The 16,083-nt window shown below is 44.3% G+C and carries 9 protein-coding genes; 3 read left to right on the top strand and 6 right to left on the bottom strand.

Going from position 1 to position 16,083, the window contains the following annotated elements; genetic code table 11:
• Nucleotides 1-59: 59 nt before the first annotated feature.
• The 3 genes from LAY41_RS11885 to LAY41_RS11875 all read right to left on the bottom strand — a co-directional run bounded on the left by LAY41_RS11885 (nucleotide 60) and on the right by LAY41_RS11875 (nucleotide 11,637).
• Nucleotides 60-5,417, bottom strand: a complete 5,358-nt coding sequence (locus tag LAY41_RS11885) for a trifunctional serine/threonine-protein kinase/ATP-binding protein/sensor histidine kinase (protein WP_249097668.1) — start codon at nucleotides 5,415-5,417, stop codon at nucleotides 60-62.
• 162 nt (nucleotides 5,418-5,579) lie between these two features.
• Nucleotides 5,580-11,456 carry a trifunctional serine/threonine-protein kinase/ATP-binding protein/sensor histidine kinase gene (locus LAY41_RS11880; RefSeq protein WP_249097665.1) on the bottom strand — a complete coding sequence of 1,959 codons (5,877 nt, stop codon included), beginning with the start codon at nucleotides 11,454-11,456 and terminating at the stop codon, nucleotides 5,580-5,582.
• Between the two features lie 34 nt (nucleotides 11,457-11,490).
• The gene (locus tag LAY41_RS11875; RefSeq protein WP_249097662.1) at nucleotides 11,491-11,637 is read right to left on the bottom strand and encodes a hypothetical protein; all 147 of its coding nucleotides are present in this window, start codon (nucleotides 11,635-11,637) and stop codon (nucleotides 11,491-11,493) included.
• A 162-nt stretch (nucleotides 11,638-11,799) separates the two neighbouring features.
• Between LAY41_RS11875 and LAY41_RS11870 the strand changes: the two genes are divergently transcribed.
• The 3 genes from LAY41_RS11870 to LAY41_RS11860 are packed head-to-tail and all read left to right on the top strand — an operon-like array spanning nucleotide 11,800 to nucleotide 12,871.
• Nucleotides 11,800-12,294, top strand: coding sequence for a J domain-containing protein (locus tag LAY41_RS11870; RefSeq protein ID WP_249097660.1), 495 nt, complete (start codon nucleotides 11,800-11,802; stop codon nucleotides 12,292-12,294).
• A gap of 47 nt (nucleotides 12,295-12,341) precedes the next feature.
• The gene (locus LAY41_RS11865; protein ID WP_249097658.1) at nucleotides 12,342-12,539 is read left to right on the top strand and encodes a hypothetical protein; all 198 of its coding nucleotides are present in this window, start codon (nucleotides 12,342-12,344) and stop codon (nucleotides 12,537-12,539) included.
• A 59-nt stretch (nucleotides 12,540-12,598) separates the two neighbouring features.
• On the top strand, nucleotides 12,599-12,871 hold the full coding sequence (locus LAY41_RS11860; protein ID WP_249097657.1) for a DUF3143 domain-containing protein: 273 nt from the start codon (nucleotides 12,599-12,601) through the stop codon (nucleotides 12,869-12,871).
• A 65-nt stretch (nucleotides 12,872-12,936) separates the two neighbouring features.
• Here LAY41_RS11860 and LAY41_RS11855 read toward each other — a convergent pair whose 3' ends face one another.
• From LAY41_RS11855 to lysA, 3 genes are all read right to left on the bottom strand, one after another.
• Nucleotides 12,937-13,686, bottom strand: a complete 750-nt coding sequence (locus tag LAY41_RS11855) for an isoprenyl transferase (RefSeq protein ID WP_249097655.1) — start codon at nucleotides 13,684-13,686, stop codon at nucleotides 12,937-12,939.
• Nucleotides 13,683-14,588, bottom strand: a complete 906-nt coding sequence (gene cdaA / locus LAY41_RS11850; protein WP_249097653.1) for a diadenylate cyclase CdaA — start codon at nucleotides 14,586-14,588, stop codon at nucleotides 13,683-13,685. Before cdaA ends, LAY41_RS11855 begins: the two co-directional genes overlap by 4 nt.
• A gap of 81 nt (nucleotides 14,589-14,669) precedes the next feature.
• On the bottom strand, nucleotides 14,670-16,082 hold the full coding sequence (lysA, locus tag LAY41_RS11845; protein WP_249097651.1) for a diaminopimelate decarboxylase: 1,413 nt from the start codon (nucleotides 16,080-16,082) through the stop codon (nucleotides 14,670-14,672).
• Nucleotide 16,083 lies beyond the last annotated feature (1 nt).

Genomic DNA, 16,083 nt, shown 5'->3' with positions numbered 1-16,083 from the left:
AATTTCAGATTTGCAATCACTTTACCCAAGTCTGTGGATAGTATACAAATGACTTTGCTCTAAGTAGGCGCAGGTAACGCGATCGCAAACTCCGTCCCTTCTCCCAATACAGAATTTACCTTTATTGTACCGCCGTGTTTCTCAACCACAATCTGGCGGGCGATCGCCAAACCCAATCCTGTGCCTTTCCCCACACCTTTGGTTGTAAATAAGTGGTCAAAAATATTCGCTTTTATCTCATCAGATATCCCAGGCCCGTTGTCAGAAATGCGAATCGCCACCCACTCAGAAGACTTTATTTCTGTCCGAATCGTGATGCAATTGGCTTGGGCTTTAATCTTCTCAAAACTCTGTTCCCGATTTGATTCTTCCAGTGCATCAATGGCATTCGCCAATATATTCATAAACACCTGATTTAATTGTCCGGGGAAGCACTCAACTGATGGCAAGTTCCCGTACTCTTTCACTACTTCAATAGCTGGACGCTGTTCGTTGGCTTTCAATCGGTGTTTGAGAATCAAAATCGTACTGTCAATACCATCATGAATATTGAAAGGAACTTTGTAATCTTTGTCGGCTCTGGAGAAGGTACGAAGGCTGGTGCTGATCCCTTGGATGCGATCGCACCCAACTTGCATCGAATTCAACATTTTGGGTAAATCTTCTACGAGATATTCGATGTCAAATTCTTCGGCTTTTTCCTCTATTTCATATCCGGGATTGGGAAATTTTTCTTGATAGAGTTGCAAGTATTCCGTAAGATCTTTGACGGCAGCGATCGCTTCATGAATATTCCCAGAAATAAAACCGACTGGATTGTTGATCTCATGGGCAACCCCCGCCACCAAGTTCCCCAAAGCCGACATTTTTTCGCTCTGCACTAATTGCAGTTGTGATTGTTCAACCTGGTGGGCGTAGTCCTGCGCTTGCTGATACAGTCGCGCATTTTCTAGGGAAATGGCAGCCTGAGTGCAGAGGAAGTTGAGGACGAGCAGACGATCGCCAGTAAACACTCCTTTCGTCGAGCGATGTTCGAGATAAAGTATGCCAACTAAATTTCCCCGATCGACAATCGGAGTACATAGCATACTCTGAGACTGATACTGGAGAATACAGTCATTCATTAAACCCGGAATCTCGGTTTTGCCGCCTTCAATAACCACAGTTTGCAGGGTATGTTTGACATAATAAATCAGCTTGAGCGGAATCGCCACAGAGCCATCAAGAGGTTGGGTTTGCAGCAGGGTTGTGGGTAACTCGTTATCTGGATTGATGTGAGTTATTGCCCGGATTTGCCATTCATCCCGATCGGGGAGTAGCAAAGCACAAGTTTCTGCCCCAGAAGTTTGCAAAATAATTTGATTGAGGGTGCCGAGCAATTCATCAATCTGAATTTTACTGGATAAAGCTTGAGCCGCTTGCACAATAGATGCGAAATCAAGGGCATCGGAAATACTCGTGCTGCTGCTGCTGGAAGTGTATGAAGACTGGCTAATCGTTCCCAGCGTCTCTAAAGGATTAAAGCGAAGTTTGGGCTGATTCAGGATGGGCTGAAGTAATTGGGGATAGCGTTGTTCTAAGTCTTCTATTTTGGCTTTAGCTCCCCAACGGGCATAACAGTAATATGCGTCCTGCATATAGCTGGCGGCAACTTTTTCTTTGCCCCAGTCAAGGTAGAATTTGGCAGCTAATTCGTTGGCCAGGGCTTCGTCTTGGAGGTATTCGTTTTCTTTGGCTCCTTTAATTGCCCGGTCATAGAATTCTATGGCTTCTGTTTTTTGATTGAAAACGCGATGTTTTTCTGCTGCCACCAGATGGTATTTATGCTCGTAGTTCATCGGAGCGTGCTGCATCCAAAGCTGCATTTTTTCCTGATTGGCATCAATCTGACTTAGGTAATGCGATCGCTCTTCCGAACAGACGTTGGAATAGTTAGCCAGCAGTGCTAGGGATTGGTAGAAGTGCAAATTGACGAAATTTTCTGACCCAACGCTAGAGTAACTCGCTGCCTTCGCTGCACTCTCCACTGCTGGCTCGAACTCTTCGAGCAGATAGAACAGAATCGTCTTTGCTAAAAAGGCATGAAACAAAGCAATGAGATCGTTCTGTTCTAGAAGTTGCGACAACATCGTAGATTCGTCAAATTTTTCACCAATTAACTGGAGTGGATTGACTGCTTTTCCCAACAAATTTAACAATAATTGATACCATATTTGGGAGATAGAAATAGAGTGTTCCCATTTCAAATACAGCAACAATTCATGGTATTTTTTATGTTCGCTTTCAACTGTTTCGAGATTTTGTCCTGCCAGGAATATGTAGAAACAATAGTTGGTGATGCAGTAACCTGTATATTCGTAATTGCCGCTTTCTAGCCCAATCTGTACCCCCTCGGCAAGAGGAGATAAACTTTCTCGTAAAGGCTCCTTCCAATGGTGGACGAAGGTGTAAAACATATTATAGGTAACAACTTTGTGTTCCTTGGTTTCAAAGTGTTTGAGCAGTTGCAGTGCCAGCCGCCCTGCTTGATATCCGATATCAATGTTGCCCAAAGGGCCACATAAGAGCGTGCCATACCAAGCATAGGTTGCTGATGCCAAAGGAGAGTGACCGCCTTCAACACAAAGTTTCACTTGTCTGACGATTACTGGCAGCAGAATTTGTGGTCTGCCTACTAGAACAGGAGTAAAGCTGACTTTAAGAATCCGCATGGCTGCTAGTTGTGCGGGGTTAGTCATGGTGGGGTAGTCTTCCAGGGATTCTAGAGTGGGCAGGTCCACTAAAAAGTCTTGCTCACTCAGATTAACGGGGTAGCCCAGCATTTCTAATGCCTGCAATCCCGTATCAATGGCATCGTTCACTTGGTGTTGCGCCATGTGAACTTGTATCTTGATCTCGTAAGCGGGGATGCGATCGATCAGCGTTTTCCCGTGCTGCAACACCATTTCAACTAAGGTATTTGCGGCAGCGAAATTGGTGTTGAGATATTCCGCCTCTGCCGTTTCCACAACGATTTCTAGGGTTAAATTGTACTGACTTTGCCAGCGATCGCTCGATAGCAAATCCATCGCCGTACTCAGGTATTTCACTGCTGCCACATAGGCTGTGGATGCTTTTGCTTTCCGTCCTGCCATCAAATTCAACCGCGCTAGTTCTTCGAGTTCCGCAGGTTGAGAAATTAACTCTAATCCTATATTCAATTGGTTGACAATGGCAAAAATCTGCTCTTCCCGTCCTTGAATGGGGGTCTTCTCAAGCAGCCGTTGCCCGATTTTTAGGTGAGTTGCCTGTTTTTGGTCTGTGGCAATTAAAGAATAAGCAGCTTGCTGGACGCGATCGTGCAAGAAGCGATAAGCAACTGTTTGAGAAGTCGCTTCAGAAATATTCGGTTCTATTCCTACATAAAACTTATAAACTTCACTTTGCGGCAAAACCAAACCTTCTTGTAAAGCTTTCCACAAAGCCGTTGCGGTTTCCGTCTCAGAACTCTCTGAAACAATTGCCAATGTTGCTAAGTCAAACTGGTTGCCAATGCAAGCGGCTAATTTTAAAACCTCCTGAGTTTCTATGGACAGTTTCTGCAACTGCTGCGCCATAAATTCCACTACATTATCGGTCAGTGCTGCCTTTCGCACTTTACTAATATCGCACTGCCAATGTCCCGATTGTTGGATATCAAAAGTAATCAATTCATCCTGATGCAAGGCTTTGAGAAACTGCGTTGCAAAAAATGGGTTTCCTTGAGTTTTTTGATAGACCAATTCTGTCAGCGGTTGTGCCAACTTAGGATCACAAACTAGCGTATCCGCTACCAATTGATTTAAACTGATTTGGCCAAGCGGTACTAATGTAATAGTGTTGAGTGTGGTTCCTGCCTTCCTCACTTCATCTAGGGTCAACATCAGGGGATGGCTGGGTGATACTTCATTATCCCGATAGGCTCCCAGCAGCAACAGATAACCCAATTGCGACTCATTGACGAGCATTTGCATTAACTTCAGCGATGCCGAATCCGCCCATTGTAAGTCATCCAAAAATATCACCAAGGGATGCTCTTTTGTGGTGAAGACAGCAATGAATTTGTGGAAGAGCAAATTAAATAGATTTTGAGCAGCTATCCCAGATAATTCCGGGGCTGGGGGTTGTTGTCCAATAATCCGTTCTAGTTCGGGAATGACTTCAATAATGACTTGTCCGTTGTCACCGATCGCTTCGAGAATTTTAGTTTTCCATTCGTGGATTTGGGCATCACTTTCACTGAGTAATTGTGCCATAAAATCGCGGAAGGCCAGGACTAATGCCGAGAAGGGAATGTTGCGGTTAAACTGGTCGAATTTGCCTTTGATGAAATAGCCGCGCTGCCGGACAATGGGTTTATGTACCTCGTTGACTACAGCCGTTTTTCCAATCCCGGAGAACCCAGCGACTAGCATTAATTCTGATGTGCCATTTGCTACGCGCTCGAAGGCATTCAACAGGGTTTGTACTTCTGTTTCTCGACCATAAAGTTTTTCAGGAATCAGGAAGCGATCGCATATATCTCGCGTTCCTAACTCAAATCTTTCAATCTTTCCAGTTTCTTGGCACTGCTGCAAACACTTTTCTAAGTCCTGCTTCAATCCCCAGGCACTTTGATAGCGTTTTTCGGCATTTTTTGCCATCAGCTTCATGACAATATCCGAAATCACCTGCGGGATTTCTTGGCTGTTTATTGCAGGAGGTTGTTTAGCAATATGGCAGTGAACCAACTCCATCGGATCGTCACATTCAAAGGGCAGTTTTCCTGTTAATAGTTCGTAAAAGGTGGCTCCCAGAGAATAAAAGTCGGTGCGGTAGTCGATGCCTCGGTTCATTCGTCCAGTTTGTTCGGGAGAAATATAGGCGAGGGTTCCCTCTAAGACGTTGGGATTTTGAATTTCTTGAGTTTCTCTCGGCAGTAGGGAGGCGATGCTAAAGTCAATCAGTTTGACTTGTTGAGTTTTCGGATGTATTAGGATGTTAGCGGGCTTGATATCTTTATGAATGACTCTGTTTCGGTACAGTCCGTCAAGGACCTCAGTTATTTGAATGGCAATTTCCAATATTTCTGCTAGAGTCAGCGAGGCCTCTTGGGCGTAGTCTCGCAGAGAAATACCGCCAAAATCCTCCATTACTAGGGCATAGCTGTGGCGATAGGATTCCAAATTGTAGGGTTCAACGACTCCAGGCAAACCTAGATTTTTGGCGATCGTATACTGGTTGCGGAATTGCAGCAGTTCGCTGAAGCTGGGATAGTCTCGATTTAATAGTTTAATGACAACTGGAAGCTGATCTGTTTCTCGAATGGCTCGATAAACTAGGGTTCTCGAACCGCAGTATAATTGCTCAACCAGATGATATCCAGAAATTCGGTTCGTTAAATCTACTGCTGTACTCATCTGGATTACCCCATCTCAGACATTGACTCTTGTAACTAAGTATACACTTTTATTTGTCCAGTCTGACTATAATGGAACTGCCACAGCCCCCAGCACACAGACTCTACCCCTTCTATTCTTTTTCACTTTTGAAGAGAAAGATTGCCATCTATCAAGAGAGTCTTATCCTTTTAGCGGCAAGAAAATTGTAAACTCTGTCCCTTCTCTCAATACAGAATTTACCTCTATTGTACCGCCGTGTTTCTCAACTACAATGTGCCGTGCGATCGCCAATCCCAACCCCGTGCCTTTCCCAACTGCTTTCGTCGTAAATAAATGGTCAAATATCTTTTGTTTAACCTCTTCATTCATCCCTTGACCATTATCAGCAATACTAATCTTCACCTGCTTATTTACCAAGGAGGTTTGAATGGTAATGCGCTTGGGATTCGCCTTAATTTCGGCAAAGCTGCGATTGATATTTGACTCATCTAAGGCATCGATAGCATTCGCCATAATGTTCATAAATACCTGATTTAATTGTCCGGGAAAACACTCAATTTGTGGTAAATTTCCATACTCCGTTATAACTTCAATAGCCGGACGTTGATGATTAGCTTTTAGGCGATGTTTGAGAATCAAAATCGTGCTATCAATGCCTTCGTGAATATTAAACGGCACTTTGTAGTCTCGATCGGCACGGGAAAATACTCGAAGTGAAGTGCTGATATTTCTTAACCTATCGCACGCGATAGACATTGCATCAATGACCTTCGGCAAGTCTTCTAAGCTATAATCCAAGTCAATTTCTTCGGCATGAGCGAGAATTTCATCAGTTGGATTGGTCAGACTTTCTTGATAGAGTTTTAAGTGTTCAACAATGTCATTAAAGGTGGGTTTAGCTTGCTGTAGGCTAGCAGAAATAAAACCCAAAGGATTATTCATTTCGTGAGCTACCCCAGCTACAAGATTACCCAGTGCTGACATTTTTTCACTTTGGACTATTTGTAATTGAGCGTTTTGTAACTCAGTTAGGGCTTGTGCTAAATCTTGCGTTTTTTGCTGCAAGGCAAGTTCTGCTCGTTTGCGATCGCTAATATCAAAAAATAATCCATCCCAAACTATAGACCCCTCAGCAAATCTTTGAATTCGAGATTCTCCATGAATCCACTTAATAATTCCAGAGGGCGTAACAATTCGTCCTGACCATTGCCAGGGAGATAGGGCTTGAATGGCATCGACGCTAGACTGCTGAAACATTGCTATATCGTCTGGATGTACTATATTGTTGAGAAACTCCGAATTGGACATGGCTTGTTCTGGGGTAATTTCCAGTAAGCTGTAACAATCGGCGCTAATGTAGCTCAACGACATAACTCCATCGGTACTCATGCGGTATTGATAAACAACCCCAGGCACATTGTCTACCAAGTTATGGAAGCGAGAGTTACTCACACTCAATGAATTGAGTGATTCCTCTAGCTGTTGGGCGTAGGTTTGTGACTGTTCGTAAAGTCGGGCATTTTCCAAAGAAATTGCCGCTTGAGTACAGAGTAAATTCAGGAGTTCAACGCGCTCATGGGTAAACGCCCCTGTTGCTAAATTATTTTCTAGATATAGAATTCCCATCAACTTACCTTGATACAAAATCGGGCTGCACAAAATACTCTTCGGCTGCTGGCGCATGATATAAGAGTCATTGGCTAAGGTTAGATCGGCACTTGCATCTAGCAGGACAACAGTCTGCCTGTTGTGCAAGACTTTGTAAATTAGTCTCAGGGGAATGTCGTGACTCTCTTCAATGGGAAGGCGCTGCAATACAACTGGTTCTGTCCCCAGAGTAATCGAGCCTTTAATTAGCAGGCGATTGTCTCGCAACAGCATTAATACGCATTTATCAGCCCCCGCATTTTCGATGACAATGGAAAGCAACGATGAAAGCAGTTTTTCGAGTTCGATTTCACCTGAGATAGTATGGGAAGCTTTGAGAATTGCAGCTAAATCCAGGGTATCTGAGAGACTGCTACTGCTAGAAGTGGCGGATATAGTGGAGGTGACAGTCCCCAAGGTGAAGATGGTTTCGCTAATGGAAACAGGAGAACGGGTTTGCTGTAATATGGGAGCAAGCAGTTGAGGATAGTGTCTTTCCAAGTCGGCAACTTTGGCCTTTGCACCCCAGCGAGCATAAGCGTAGTAGGCTTCGATCGCGTATTCTTGGGCAATACGCTGTTTATTCCACTGCAAGTAAAACTTTGCTGTCAGTTCATTAACGAGAGCTGCTTCGTTGATGAATTGATGTTCTTTAGCAAGATTTATGGCTCGGTCATAACACTCGCTGGCTGCAAATTTTTCACCCAAAACTCGATAACGTTCAGCCTCCACTAGATACCATTTATGCAAATGATTCATCGGGGCATGGTGCGCCCATTGATGCAGAATCTTTTGATGGGTGGCAGCGACAGCTAGCAGTTCGGCTTGCTCCCGTTCTGGCTGGGTGGGGAAGAGTGCTAGATGAGTTAGAGCGGCATAAAAATGGAAAATGGGAACAAAAATCGATCCCGATACTGCCATTAAACACAGGTTGGCTTGGGCGATATAGTTGCGTGCATCTGTATAATTACCAAAATAGTAAGCAAGCAGCAGTTTGTAGATATAGGCTTGCGCGAGTGCTGTTAAATCGTTATCCTGCTGGTGCTTAGTTAGCATCAACGTTTCATTATAGGCATTGCCGATCAAGCAATGTGGTTGACTGACTAATTCAATCAAGTTTTCTGCTGCTTGTTTTCCTAGATTCACATATACTCGAGCAGATTCTTGTTTCACCTGAGCCAATGCCACACTATAATCAGCCATGTCTTGAATAAAACTATTCAGGTCTTCACCACTAAAAAACCTGCCATTACTGTGACCACCGAGAGCAAAACCAGCGTGTAAAAAATCTCCAGTTTCTATCCCAGCATGGTAGGCTGCTTTCAGAGTCGGGATCGTGGCATCCAACCGCTCTCGGTAATGTTGAATAAAGCAACCAAATAGAGACATCACAGCGGATTTAATCTTTTGTATATTAAATTTTTCCAGTAAACTTAGAGCCAATTTACCAAAAGCATAGCCTGCTGAAGGATCTTCCAAGAAAGCACACAATACCATACCGTGAATACCATACCCAGTTATTGATGCCACGGTATTGCCCGATCGAAGAGATAAATTCACCATCATCGAACTTAGCAATGGCAATAAACCGGGCATTCCTTGGATAATTGGTGAAAATAACATTGCCATCAATTCCATTGCGGCCTGAGCGTTAGGATCGGTCATTAATGGCAGATCGCTCAAGTCTTCAATTTGTCTACCTTCGAGTTGGGTGGTAAGGCTTTGTAGTATGCTGCTAGTATTGGCTCGATCGGGTTCTGTAGGCAGTTCAACCCCCAATTGCTCTAAAGCTTTTCTGCCAATAGCGATCGCCTCCAGCACATTACTTTGTAAAACTTTCGCTGCAATTTGAATTTCATAAATTTTTATTTTATCTAAAATCGTTTGAGCCGAGCGCAACACTATTGTTGCTATCTGTTCCATGCCATCAAAGTCACTATTCAAATAACTGGCTTCAGCCGCCGCAATATGGAGGTTCAAAGTCAATTCATACTGACTTTGCCAACAGTTTGTTTGTAGTAGCTCGCTCCCTGTTTGGAAATATGTTCTTGCTGCCGCGTATGCTGTAGAATTTCTAGCCTTACCTCCAGCTTTTAAGTTTAGTTGAGCTAATATTTCTTGTTCCCTCGGTTCAGTAATTAACTTAATTCCTTTGTTCAAATGCTCGACAATATCAAACAGTTTTTCCTCTTGTTCTATTTCTGATAAATTTTCCCGAAGTAATTGTCCAATTTTGAGATGAGTTGCTTGTTTTTGACGATCGGGAATCAAAGAATAAGCCGCTTGTTGTACTCGGTCATGTAAAAATTTATATCGTGCTAATTGTTTAGTGGTATTTCCATTTTCTAGCGCTAATTTATTGTTGTTATTTTCTTGATAAAATTTATAAACATCACTAATCGGTAAAATTAATCCTTCTTGTAAGGCTTTCCACAACTCAGCAGCAGTTTCTATCTCTGACTGTTCCGAAACAATTGCTAAAATAGCTAAATCGAACTGATTACCAATACAAGCAGCTAATTTTAATACATTTTGAGTCGATCGCGGCAATTTTTGTAATTGCAATGCCATAAAGGTTACAACATCATCTGTAAGCACCTGTTGGTTCACTTGGGCAAGGTCGCATTGCCAGCAGCGCGAATCAAAATCGAATTGAATGAGATTTTCTTGATGTAATGCTTTGAGAAATTGAGTTGCGAAAAACGGATTTCCTTTGGTTTTTCGATATATTAATTGCGAAAGATTACCTGCCAAGCTTGCCGGACATTTCAGCGTATCAGCAACTAACTGATTTACTTTTATTTGAGTCAGTGGTGCTAAAGTAATCGTATTAATTGTTGCTTGGTTTTTTTGAATCTCACTCAAAGTCAACATTAAGGGATGAGCTGGGTTGACTTCGTTATCGCGGTACGCACCAATCAAGAAAAGATGACTTGTATCAGCCATTAATAGCTGCATTAATTTCAGCGATGCTGAATCTGCCCATTGCAAATCATCTAAAAACATCACTAAGGGATGTTCTGCACTGGTAAAGACTTGGGTAAAATTTTGAAACAATAAATTAAAGCGATTTTGGGCTGCCGTTCCTGATAATTCTGGTGCGGGTGGTTGTTGACCGAGAATTCTCTCTAATTCGGGAATGACTCCAATAATTACCTGTCCATTTTCGCCAACTGCTGATAATATTTTGTTTTTCCATTGCTGGATTTGGGCATCACTTTCGGCGAGTAATTGCTCCATTAAATCCCGAAATGCTTGCACAAAAGCACTAAAGGGAATATTCCTTTGAAATTGATCGAATTTGCCTTTGATAAAATAACCCCTTTGCCGGACAATGGGTTTATGAACTTCGTTAACAACTGCTGTTTTTCCGATGCCGGAAAAGCCAGCAACCAGCATCATTTCTGTTTTCCCTAAACTGGCTCTTTCAAAGGCTTGAAGTAGGGTTGATACTTCAGTTTCTCGTCCATAAAGTTGGTCGGGGATGATGAAGCGATCGCTCACATCCTGTCGCGCTATTTCAAAGTATTTAATCTGGCCTATTTCTAGGATTTGTGTTAAACAGTTTTCTAAATCAATTTTTATCCCTAATGCAGTCTGATATCTGTCTTCGGCATTTTTTGCCATCAATTTATTGACAATTTTTGATATTGTCGAGGAAATTTCTGAATTAATTTCATGTACTAATGGCGATGCTTTCGCGATATGGCAGTGTACTAGCTCCATCGGATCTTTCGCTGGAAAGGGTAATGCTCCTGTGAGTAATTCGTAGAAAGTCACACCTAAAGAATAAAAGTCGGTTCGATAGTCAATCCCGCGATTCATTCTCCCGGTTTGTTCGGGAGAAATATAAGCTAGTGTTCCTTCTAAGACATTGGGATTGATGAGTGTTTGGGTTTCTCTTGGCAATAAAGAAGCAATACTAAAGTCAATTAATTTGACTTGTTTGGTTTCGGGATTAATCAGAATGTTGCTGGGTTTGATGTCTTTGTGAATGATGCGCTCGCGATATAATATATCTAAGGCATCGCACAGAGCGATCGCTATCTGTAAAAATTCCCTCAAAGACATTGTGTTTTCCCCTTTCAGTGCCCATTCCTGAAGAGAAATTCCCCCAAAGTCTTCCATCACTAACGCATAGCCATTTCGATAGGGTCTTAGACTATACGTTTTGATGATTCCAGGTTGACAAAGGTTTTTAGCAATGGTATACTGATTGCGAAACTGCACCAGTTCGCTGAAGGTGGGATAGTCGTTTTTTAGCAGTTTGATGACCACAGGTAATTGGTCATTGGTACGGATAGCTCGATATACTAAGGTGCGACTTCCTGAATAAATTGTTTCGAGAATTTGATAGTCGAGAATTTGAACGGTTGTGTGAGGGTTGCTGTTTTGCTCGGAGTTATTCATGGCCGTTGTGGTTTGAGAATTGATGGGTGAGCGGTTAAATTAGTCTGAATGTCTGGGAAAAATTAACTTTTTTGTTCGTTTCTCGGATGGCTCGATAAACTAGGGTTCTCGAACCGCAGTAAAGTTGCTCAATCAGACGATATCCGGCAATTACGCTTGTTAAATCTACATCTGTATTCATTTGGTTATCCTATCTTCGACATTAGCCTCTATAAATCAATATGCCCATTGATTCCTCAGATTTAACGATCGCAGAACATCTAAACTCATCCTTTTACAGGTAACATTCTCACCCAGTTAAAATAGTTGAGATGCTTTCAGAACTAGGGAGAGGGAAGCTGAGGTGACTAGCAACAGGGCAACTCAGAACAATCAAAATCGCCAGTTTTCAACTAGAATACCCCTAAGTTCTAGTTATTACGCCCTGCTAGGGCTGCATCCTTCTGCATCCGCAGTGGAAATCCGCAGATCTTATCGGGAATTGAGCAAGCGCTACCATCCCGACACCACAGAACTGCCACAAGCGATCGCCACAGCCAAATTCCAACAACTCAACGAAGCCTACGCCACCCTCAGCAACCCAGAGCGACGCCTAATCTACGATAATAGAATCGGCTACTCTGGCATCCCCGTCAATGGGTCACCCCCAAACCTCGATCGTCCCGTTTCCAACAAAGGGTACGAATCTTCCAGAGCTTACCTCGATCCTACAGACAGACCCCTCTCAGCCGGGGAAGTATTCGCACTGTTTATTCTGCTACTTACCTTTTTGGGATGTATCCTAATAGCGATCGCGATCGGACTAACCCGTCCAGAAACAGTCTTCCAACCCTTATAGCTAGGGACTAGGGGCTAAGAGTGCTAGGGGCTAGGGTAAGAAGGGGCGTGTTTCAAGGGTTTGGTGGAATTAAGAATGTCTTAACCGCCCTGGCGGTTGCTATAGCACTGCCAAATGAAGTTTTACAGCAGCAGGTCACCGTCTCTGCCAGTGGAGGGGAAGTAAGACCAACGGCTGGACGTAAGTCTGTCTTGAGGCATTCCCCCGTGAGACTGGAAGCCTACACTATACTCGCTTCGAGTTAGTGTAGGTAGTTCACTAAGCAACTTAATAGTTTTTCATCCTTAATCCTTAATCCTCAATCATGGCGATACCTCCTGCTGATACCCCTTTGTATAACCACGCCCTCCCACAAATTGAGCAGTGGCTCAAAAACCAGGGATGCGAACAAGACCGCAACGAACTCCATTGCTGGCGAGTCGATCGATCGACCTGGAAAGCCGAACTGTGGTTAGATATAGATCAAATAACAGTACGTTATGTACAAGCCGGTGAAAACGGTAAAGACATTCAACGCTCCTTCAAATACTCCCTAACTCGCCAGGATATCGAAGAAGCAGTTTTTGCTGGCCCCTAATTCGATGAAAGGATTTTAGATTTTAGATTTTAAATCTAAAATCTAAAATCCAAAATCTAAAATTGTTAGACTTTTCCAAAACGACGATCGCGTTTCTGATAATCGCACAAAGCCTGATGAAACTCCGCTCGGTCAAAATCAGGCCACAGAGTTTCAGTAATATAAATTTCTGCATAAGCCATTTGCCAGAGCAGAAAATTGCTAATTCGCATTTCCCCACTCGTGCGGATCAATAAATCCGGGTCGCATAAGCCATTCGTATAAAGGTGACGTTCAAATAAAGCTTCATCAATTTGTTCCGGTTGCAAAAGACCTTGCTGCACCTGAGATGCGATCGCACGAGCTGCCTGCAAAATTTCTTGGCGTCCCCCGTAGTTCGTCGCTACAGTAAACTTTATCCCCTGGTTTTGCTTAGTCTCATCCATCGATCGCGCAATTTCAGCTTGAAGCGATCGCGGCAAAGCATTCAAATTGCCCACAAACCGGATTTGAACATTCTCCTCCATCATCTCCCGCAGTTCCTGCCGCAACACCCTTTCAAACAAAGTCATCAAAAAATCGACTTCCTCCAAAGGGCGTCCCCAGTTCTCCGTAGAAAAAGCGTAGGCGGTGAGCGCTTCCACACCCCAATCCCTACAACAGCGCAGAAGATCCTTAAGCGCATCAACTCCCCGGCGATGGCCCATAATCCGGGGTAGCCCTTGTCGCTTAGCCCACCGACCATTTCCATCCATAATCACTGCCACGTGCCTGGGCAGTCGTTCTCGCACTAAATCAGCAGGCAGTTCTTGTAACAGAGTTTGCGCTTGAGTCATTTTTTTTCTCGACAAGCCCATGATGGCAGACGGAGTAAACGCGAGACCAGCTGAGCCCTAGAACCAATCTTGCGGCCTAAACTCCGCAGATTCGGAGCCACAACCCTCTCATCGCTTGATGGCGAGAATCGTGCCTCTAACAGTTCCTTCAGTTTACTGCTGGTCAATGGTCTATTTAGAGTTCCCTTTTCGGCTAGGGAAATAGAGCCCGTTTCCTCAGATACAACAATACACAAACAATTTTCGACTCGCTCGGTAATTCCCATTGCGGCTCGGTGACGAGTACCCAGCTGCCGCGAAGCCGTGCGTTCGGAAAGAGGCAGAATCACCCCAGCCGCCATAATACGAGAACCACCAATCAAAACCGCCCCATCGTGCAATAGAGTAGTCGTCTGGAAAATAGTCTGCAATAGTTCCTTAGAAACTTCCGCATCCAGTTTTACACCCGCTACCGAAAAATCCCGCTCATCGATCGGACTGCTAGTTTCCATCACAATTAAAGCACCGATGCGATTTTGCGAAAGTTCTTTAACCGCATCCACAATCTCATCGATTACGCTGTCTGGCTGAGCCGTAGTTCGACGGTCGGCGTGAAACAGCTGCATAAATTCACCCCGACCCAACTGTTCCAGAAATCGGCGAAATTCCGACTGGAAAATCACCGCCATAGCCACAGCAGAGCCCACCACCAGCTTTTCGAGGACAAAATTCAACAGAGCCAGCTTCAGGGTGTTACTCACAGCCGTTGCCAGCATTAAGACAATAAATCCCCTCACTACCCAAAGGGTGCGTCGCTCACCAATGATGACAAGCACCATATAAGTGAGAGCTAGAACCAAACCGACATCAAGCAATTGAGTCCAGCTTACGTTTGTCAACAGCCGCTCCAGCGGATTTCCCATTAGATCTGGTAATCGTTGGTGGTTAGTGGTTAGTGCGTAGTTAGTAGTTAGTGGTGACCGCCAACTAACCACTAACTACTATCAACTACTTAGTTTGAGCCGTTCTGGAAGGCGATCCTGCCGCACCAAGTCTTGATAAGTTTCTCGCTGCAAGATAACTTTGGCTTCCCCATCTTTAACTAAAACCGCCGCCGGTCGGGGCACCCGATTGTAGTTAGAAGCCATGCTGTAATTGTAAGCACCAGTACTCATGACTACTAGGATGTCTCCCGGCTCGGTTTGAGGTAACTGGATATCTTTAATTAGAATGTCTCCCGATTCACAGTGTAACCCGGCAATTGTGACCGTTTCCGTTAAAGGAGCCGACATCCGATTTGCCACCACAGCTCGATAAACTGATTGGTAGGTAATCGGACGAGGATTGTCAGACATACCACCATCAACCGCCAGGTAAGTCCGTATTTCTGGAACTTCTTTACGACTGCCCAGGGTGTAAGCTGTGACACAAGTAGGCCCGACTAAAGACCGACCCGGTTCGCACATCAGCGTAGGCAAAGGTACTTGCTGAGCTTGGCAGGCTGCCGCAACTGATTCGCTGACCGTTTTTACCCACTCTTCAATACTCGGTGGATCGTCGGCTTCTGTGTAGCGAATGCCTAAGCCACCACCAATATTTAAGCGGGTAACTGGCAATCCCAAAGAAGCTGCTTTATCCAGCCACTGTACCATTACCCCAGCCAAATCCCGATGGGGTTGCAGCTCGAAGATTTGAGAGCCTATATGAGCGTGCAGTCCCACACAGTTAAGCGAAGTAGTTTGACTGATAAAGGCAAACACTTCCTCCACTTGGTTGGGATCGAACCCAAATTTGCTGTCTAAGTGACCTGTACGAATGTATTCGTGGGTGTGACATTCAATGCCGGGGGTAAGCCGCAGCATGATGGGGATTGGTGACTGGGAATTACTTGCAGATCCCAGCAAAGCCAAAGTTTTTAGCTCTAGCCAGTTATCGACCACGATCGTGCAGCCAGATTCTACGGCAAACTCAAGTTCGGCGCGGGATTTATTGTTGCCGTGGAAATAAAGCAATTCCCGGTTGACACCTGCTTGTATGGCAGTGTATAATTCACCGCCAGATACTACTTCTACGCCTAAGCCTTCACTTGCGGCGATCGCACAAATGGCAAGGCAATTCCAAGCCTTAGAGGCATAGACCGCCTGAGAACTCCCAGGATAGTAGCGCTTAAAGGCATCCCGGTACTGCGAGCAAGCTGTCCTCAGCGTTTCTTCATCCAAAATATACAAGGGCGATCCGAATTGCCCAACCAAAGCAGTCACATCGCAACCCCCAATTTCCAGGCAGTCTTGACTGTTAATCCTGGCTGTGAGCGGTAAAAGTTGCTGGTTAGGCGATCGAGTTTCTGATGTATCGGCGGTAGAGGGCAAATACTGACTGCCAGAATTGCGAACCCCTACCGAGTGAGTTAATACCATA

Origin of the sequence: Argonema galeatum A003/A1 (genome assembly GCF_023333595.1) — a bacterium.
In the GTDB taxonomy this organism is placed as follows: Bacteria; Cyanobacteriota; Cyanobacteriia; order Cyanobacteriales; family Aerosakkonemataceae; genus Argonema; species Argonema galeatum.
The sequence above is the reverse complement of the archived record's forward strand: the minus strand, read 5'-3'. Positions and strand labels throughout refer to the sequence as shown.

What these genes read in the sequence shown, in the direction of transcription:
- LAY41_RS11860 (WP_249097657.1), top strand. Translation starts at nt 12,599, where the DNA reads ATGGCGATACCTCCTGCTGATACCCCTTTGTATAACCACGCCCTCCCA.
- LAY41_RS11855 (WP_249097655.1), bottom strand. Translation starts at nt 13,686, where the DNA reads ATGACTCAAGCGCAAACTCTGTTACAAGAACTGCCTGCTGATTTAGTG.
- cdaA (WP_249097653.1), bottom strand. Translation starts at nt 14,588, where the DNA reads ATGGGAAATCCGCTGGAGCGGCTGTTGACAAACGTAAGCTGGACTCAA.
- LAY41_RS11875 (WP_249097662.1), bottom strand. Translation starts at nt 11,637, where the DNA reads ATGAATACAGATGTAGATTTAACAAGCGTAATTGCCGGATATCGTCTG.
- LAY41_RS11880 (WP_249097665.1), bottom strand. Translation starts at nt 11,456, where the DNA reads ATGAATAACTCCGAGCAAAACAGCAACCCTCACACAACCGTTCAAATT.
- lysA (WP_249097651.1), bottom strand. Translation starts at nt 16,082, where the DNA reads ATGGTATTAACTCACTCGGTAGGGGTTCGCAATTCTGGCAGTCAGTAT.
- LAY41_RS11885 (WP_249097668.1), bottom strand. Translation starts at nt 5,417, where the DNA reads ATGAGTACAGCAGTAGATTTAACGAACCGAATTTCTGGATATCATCTG.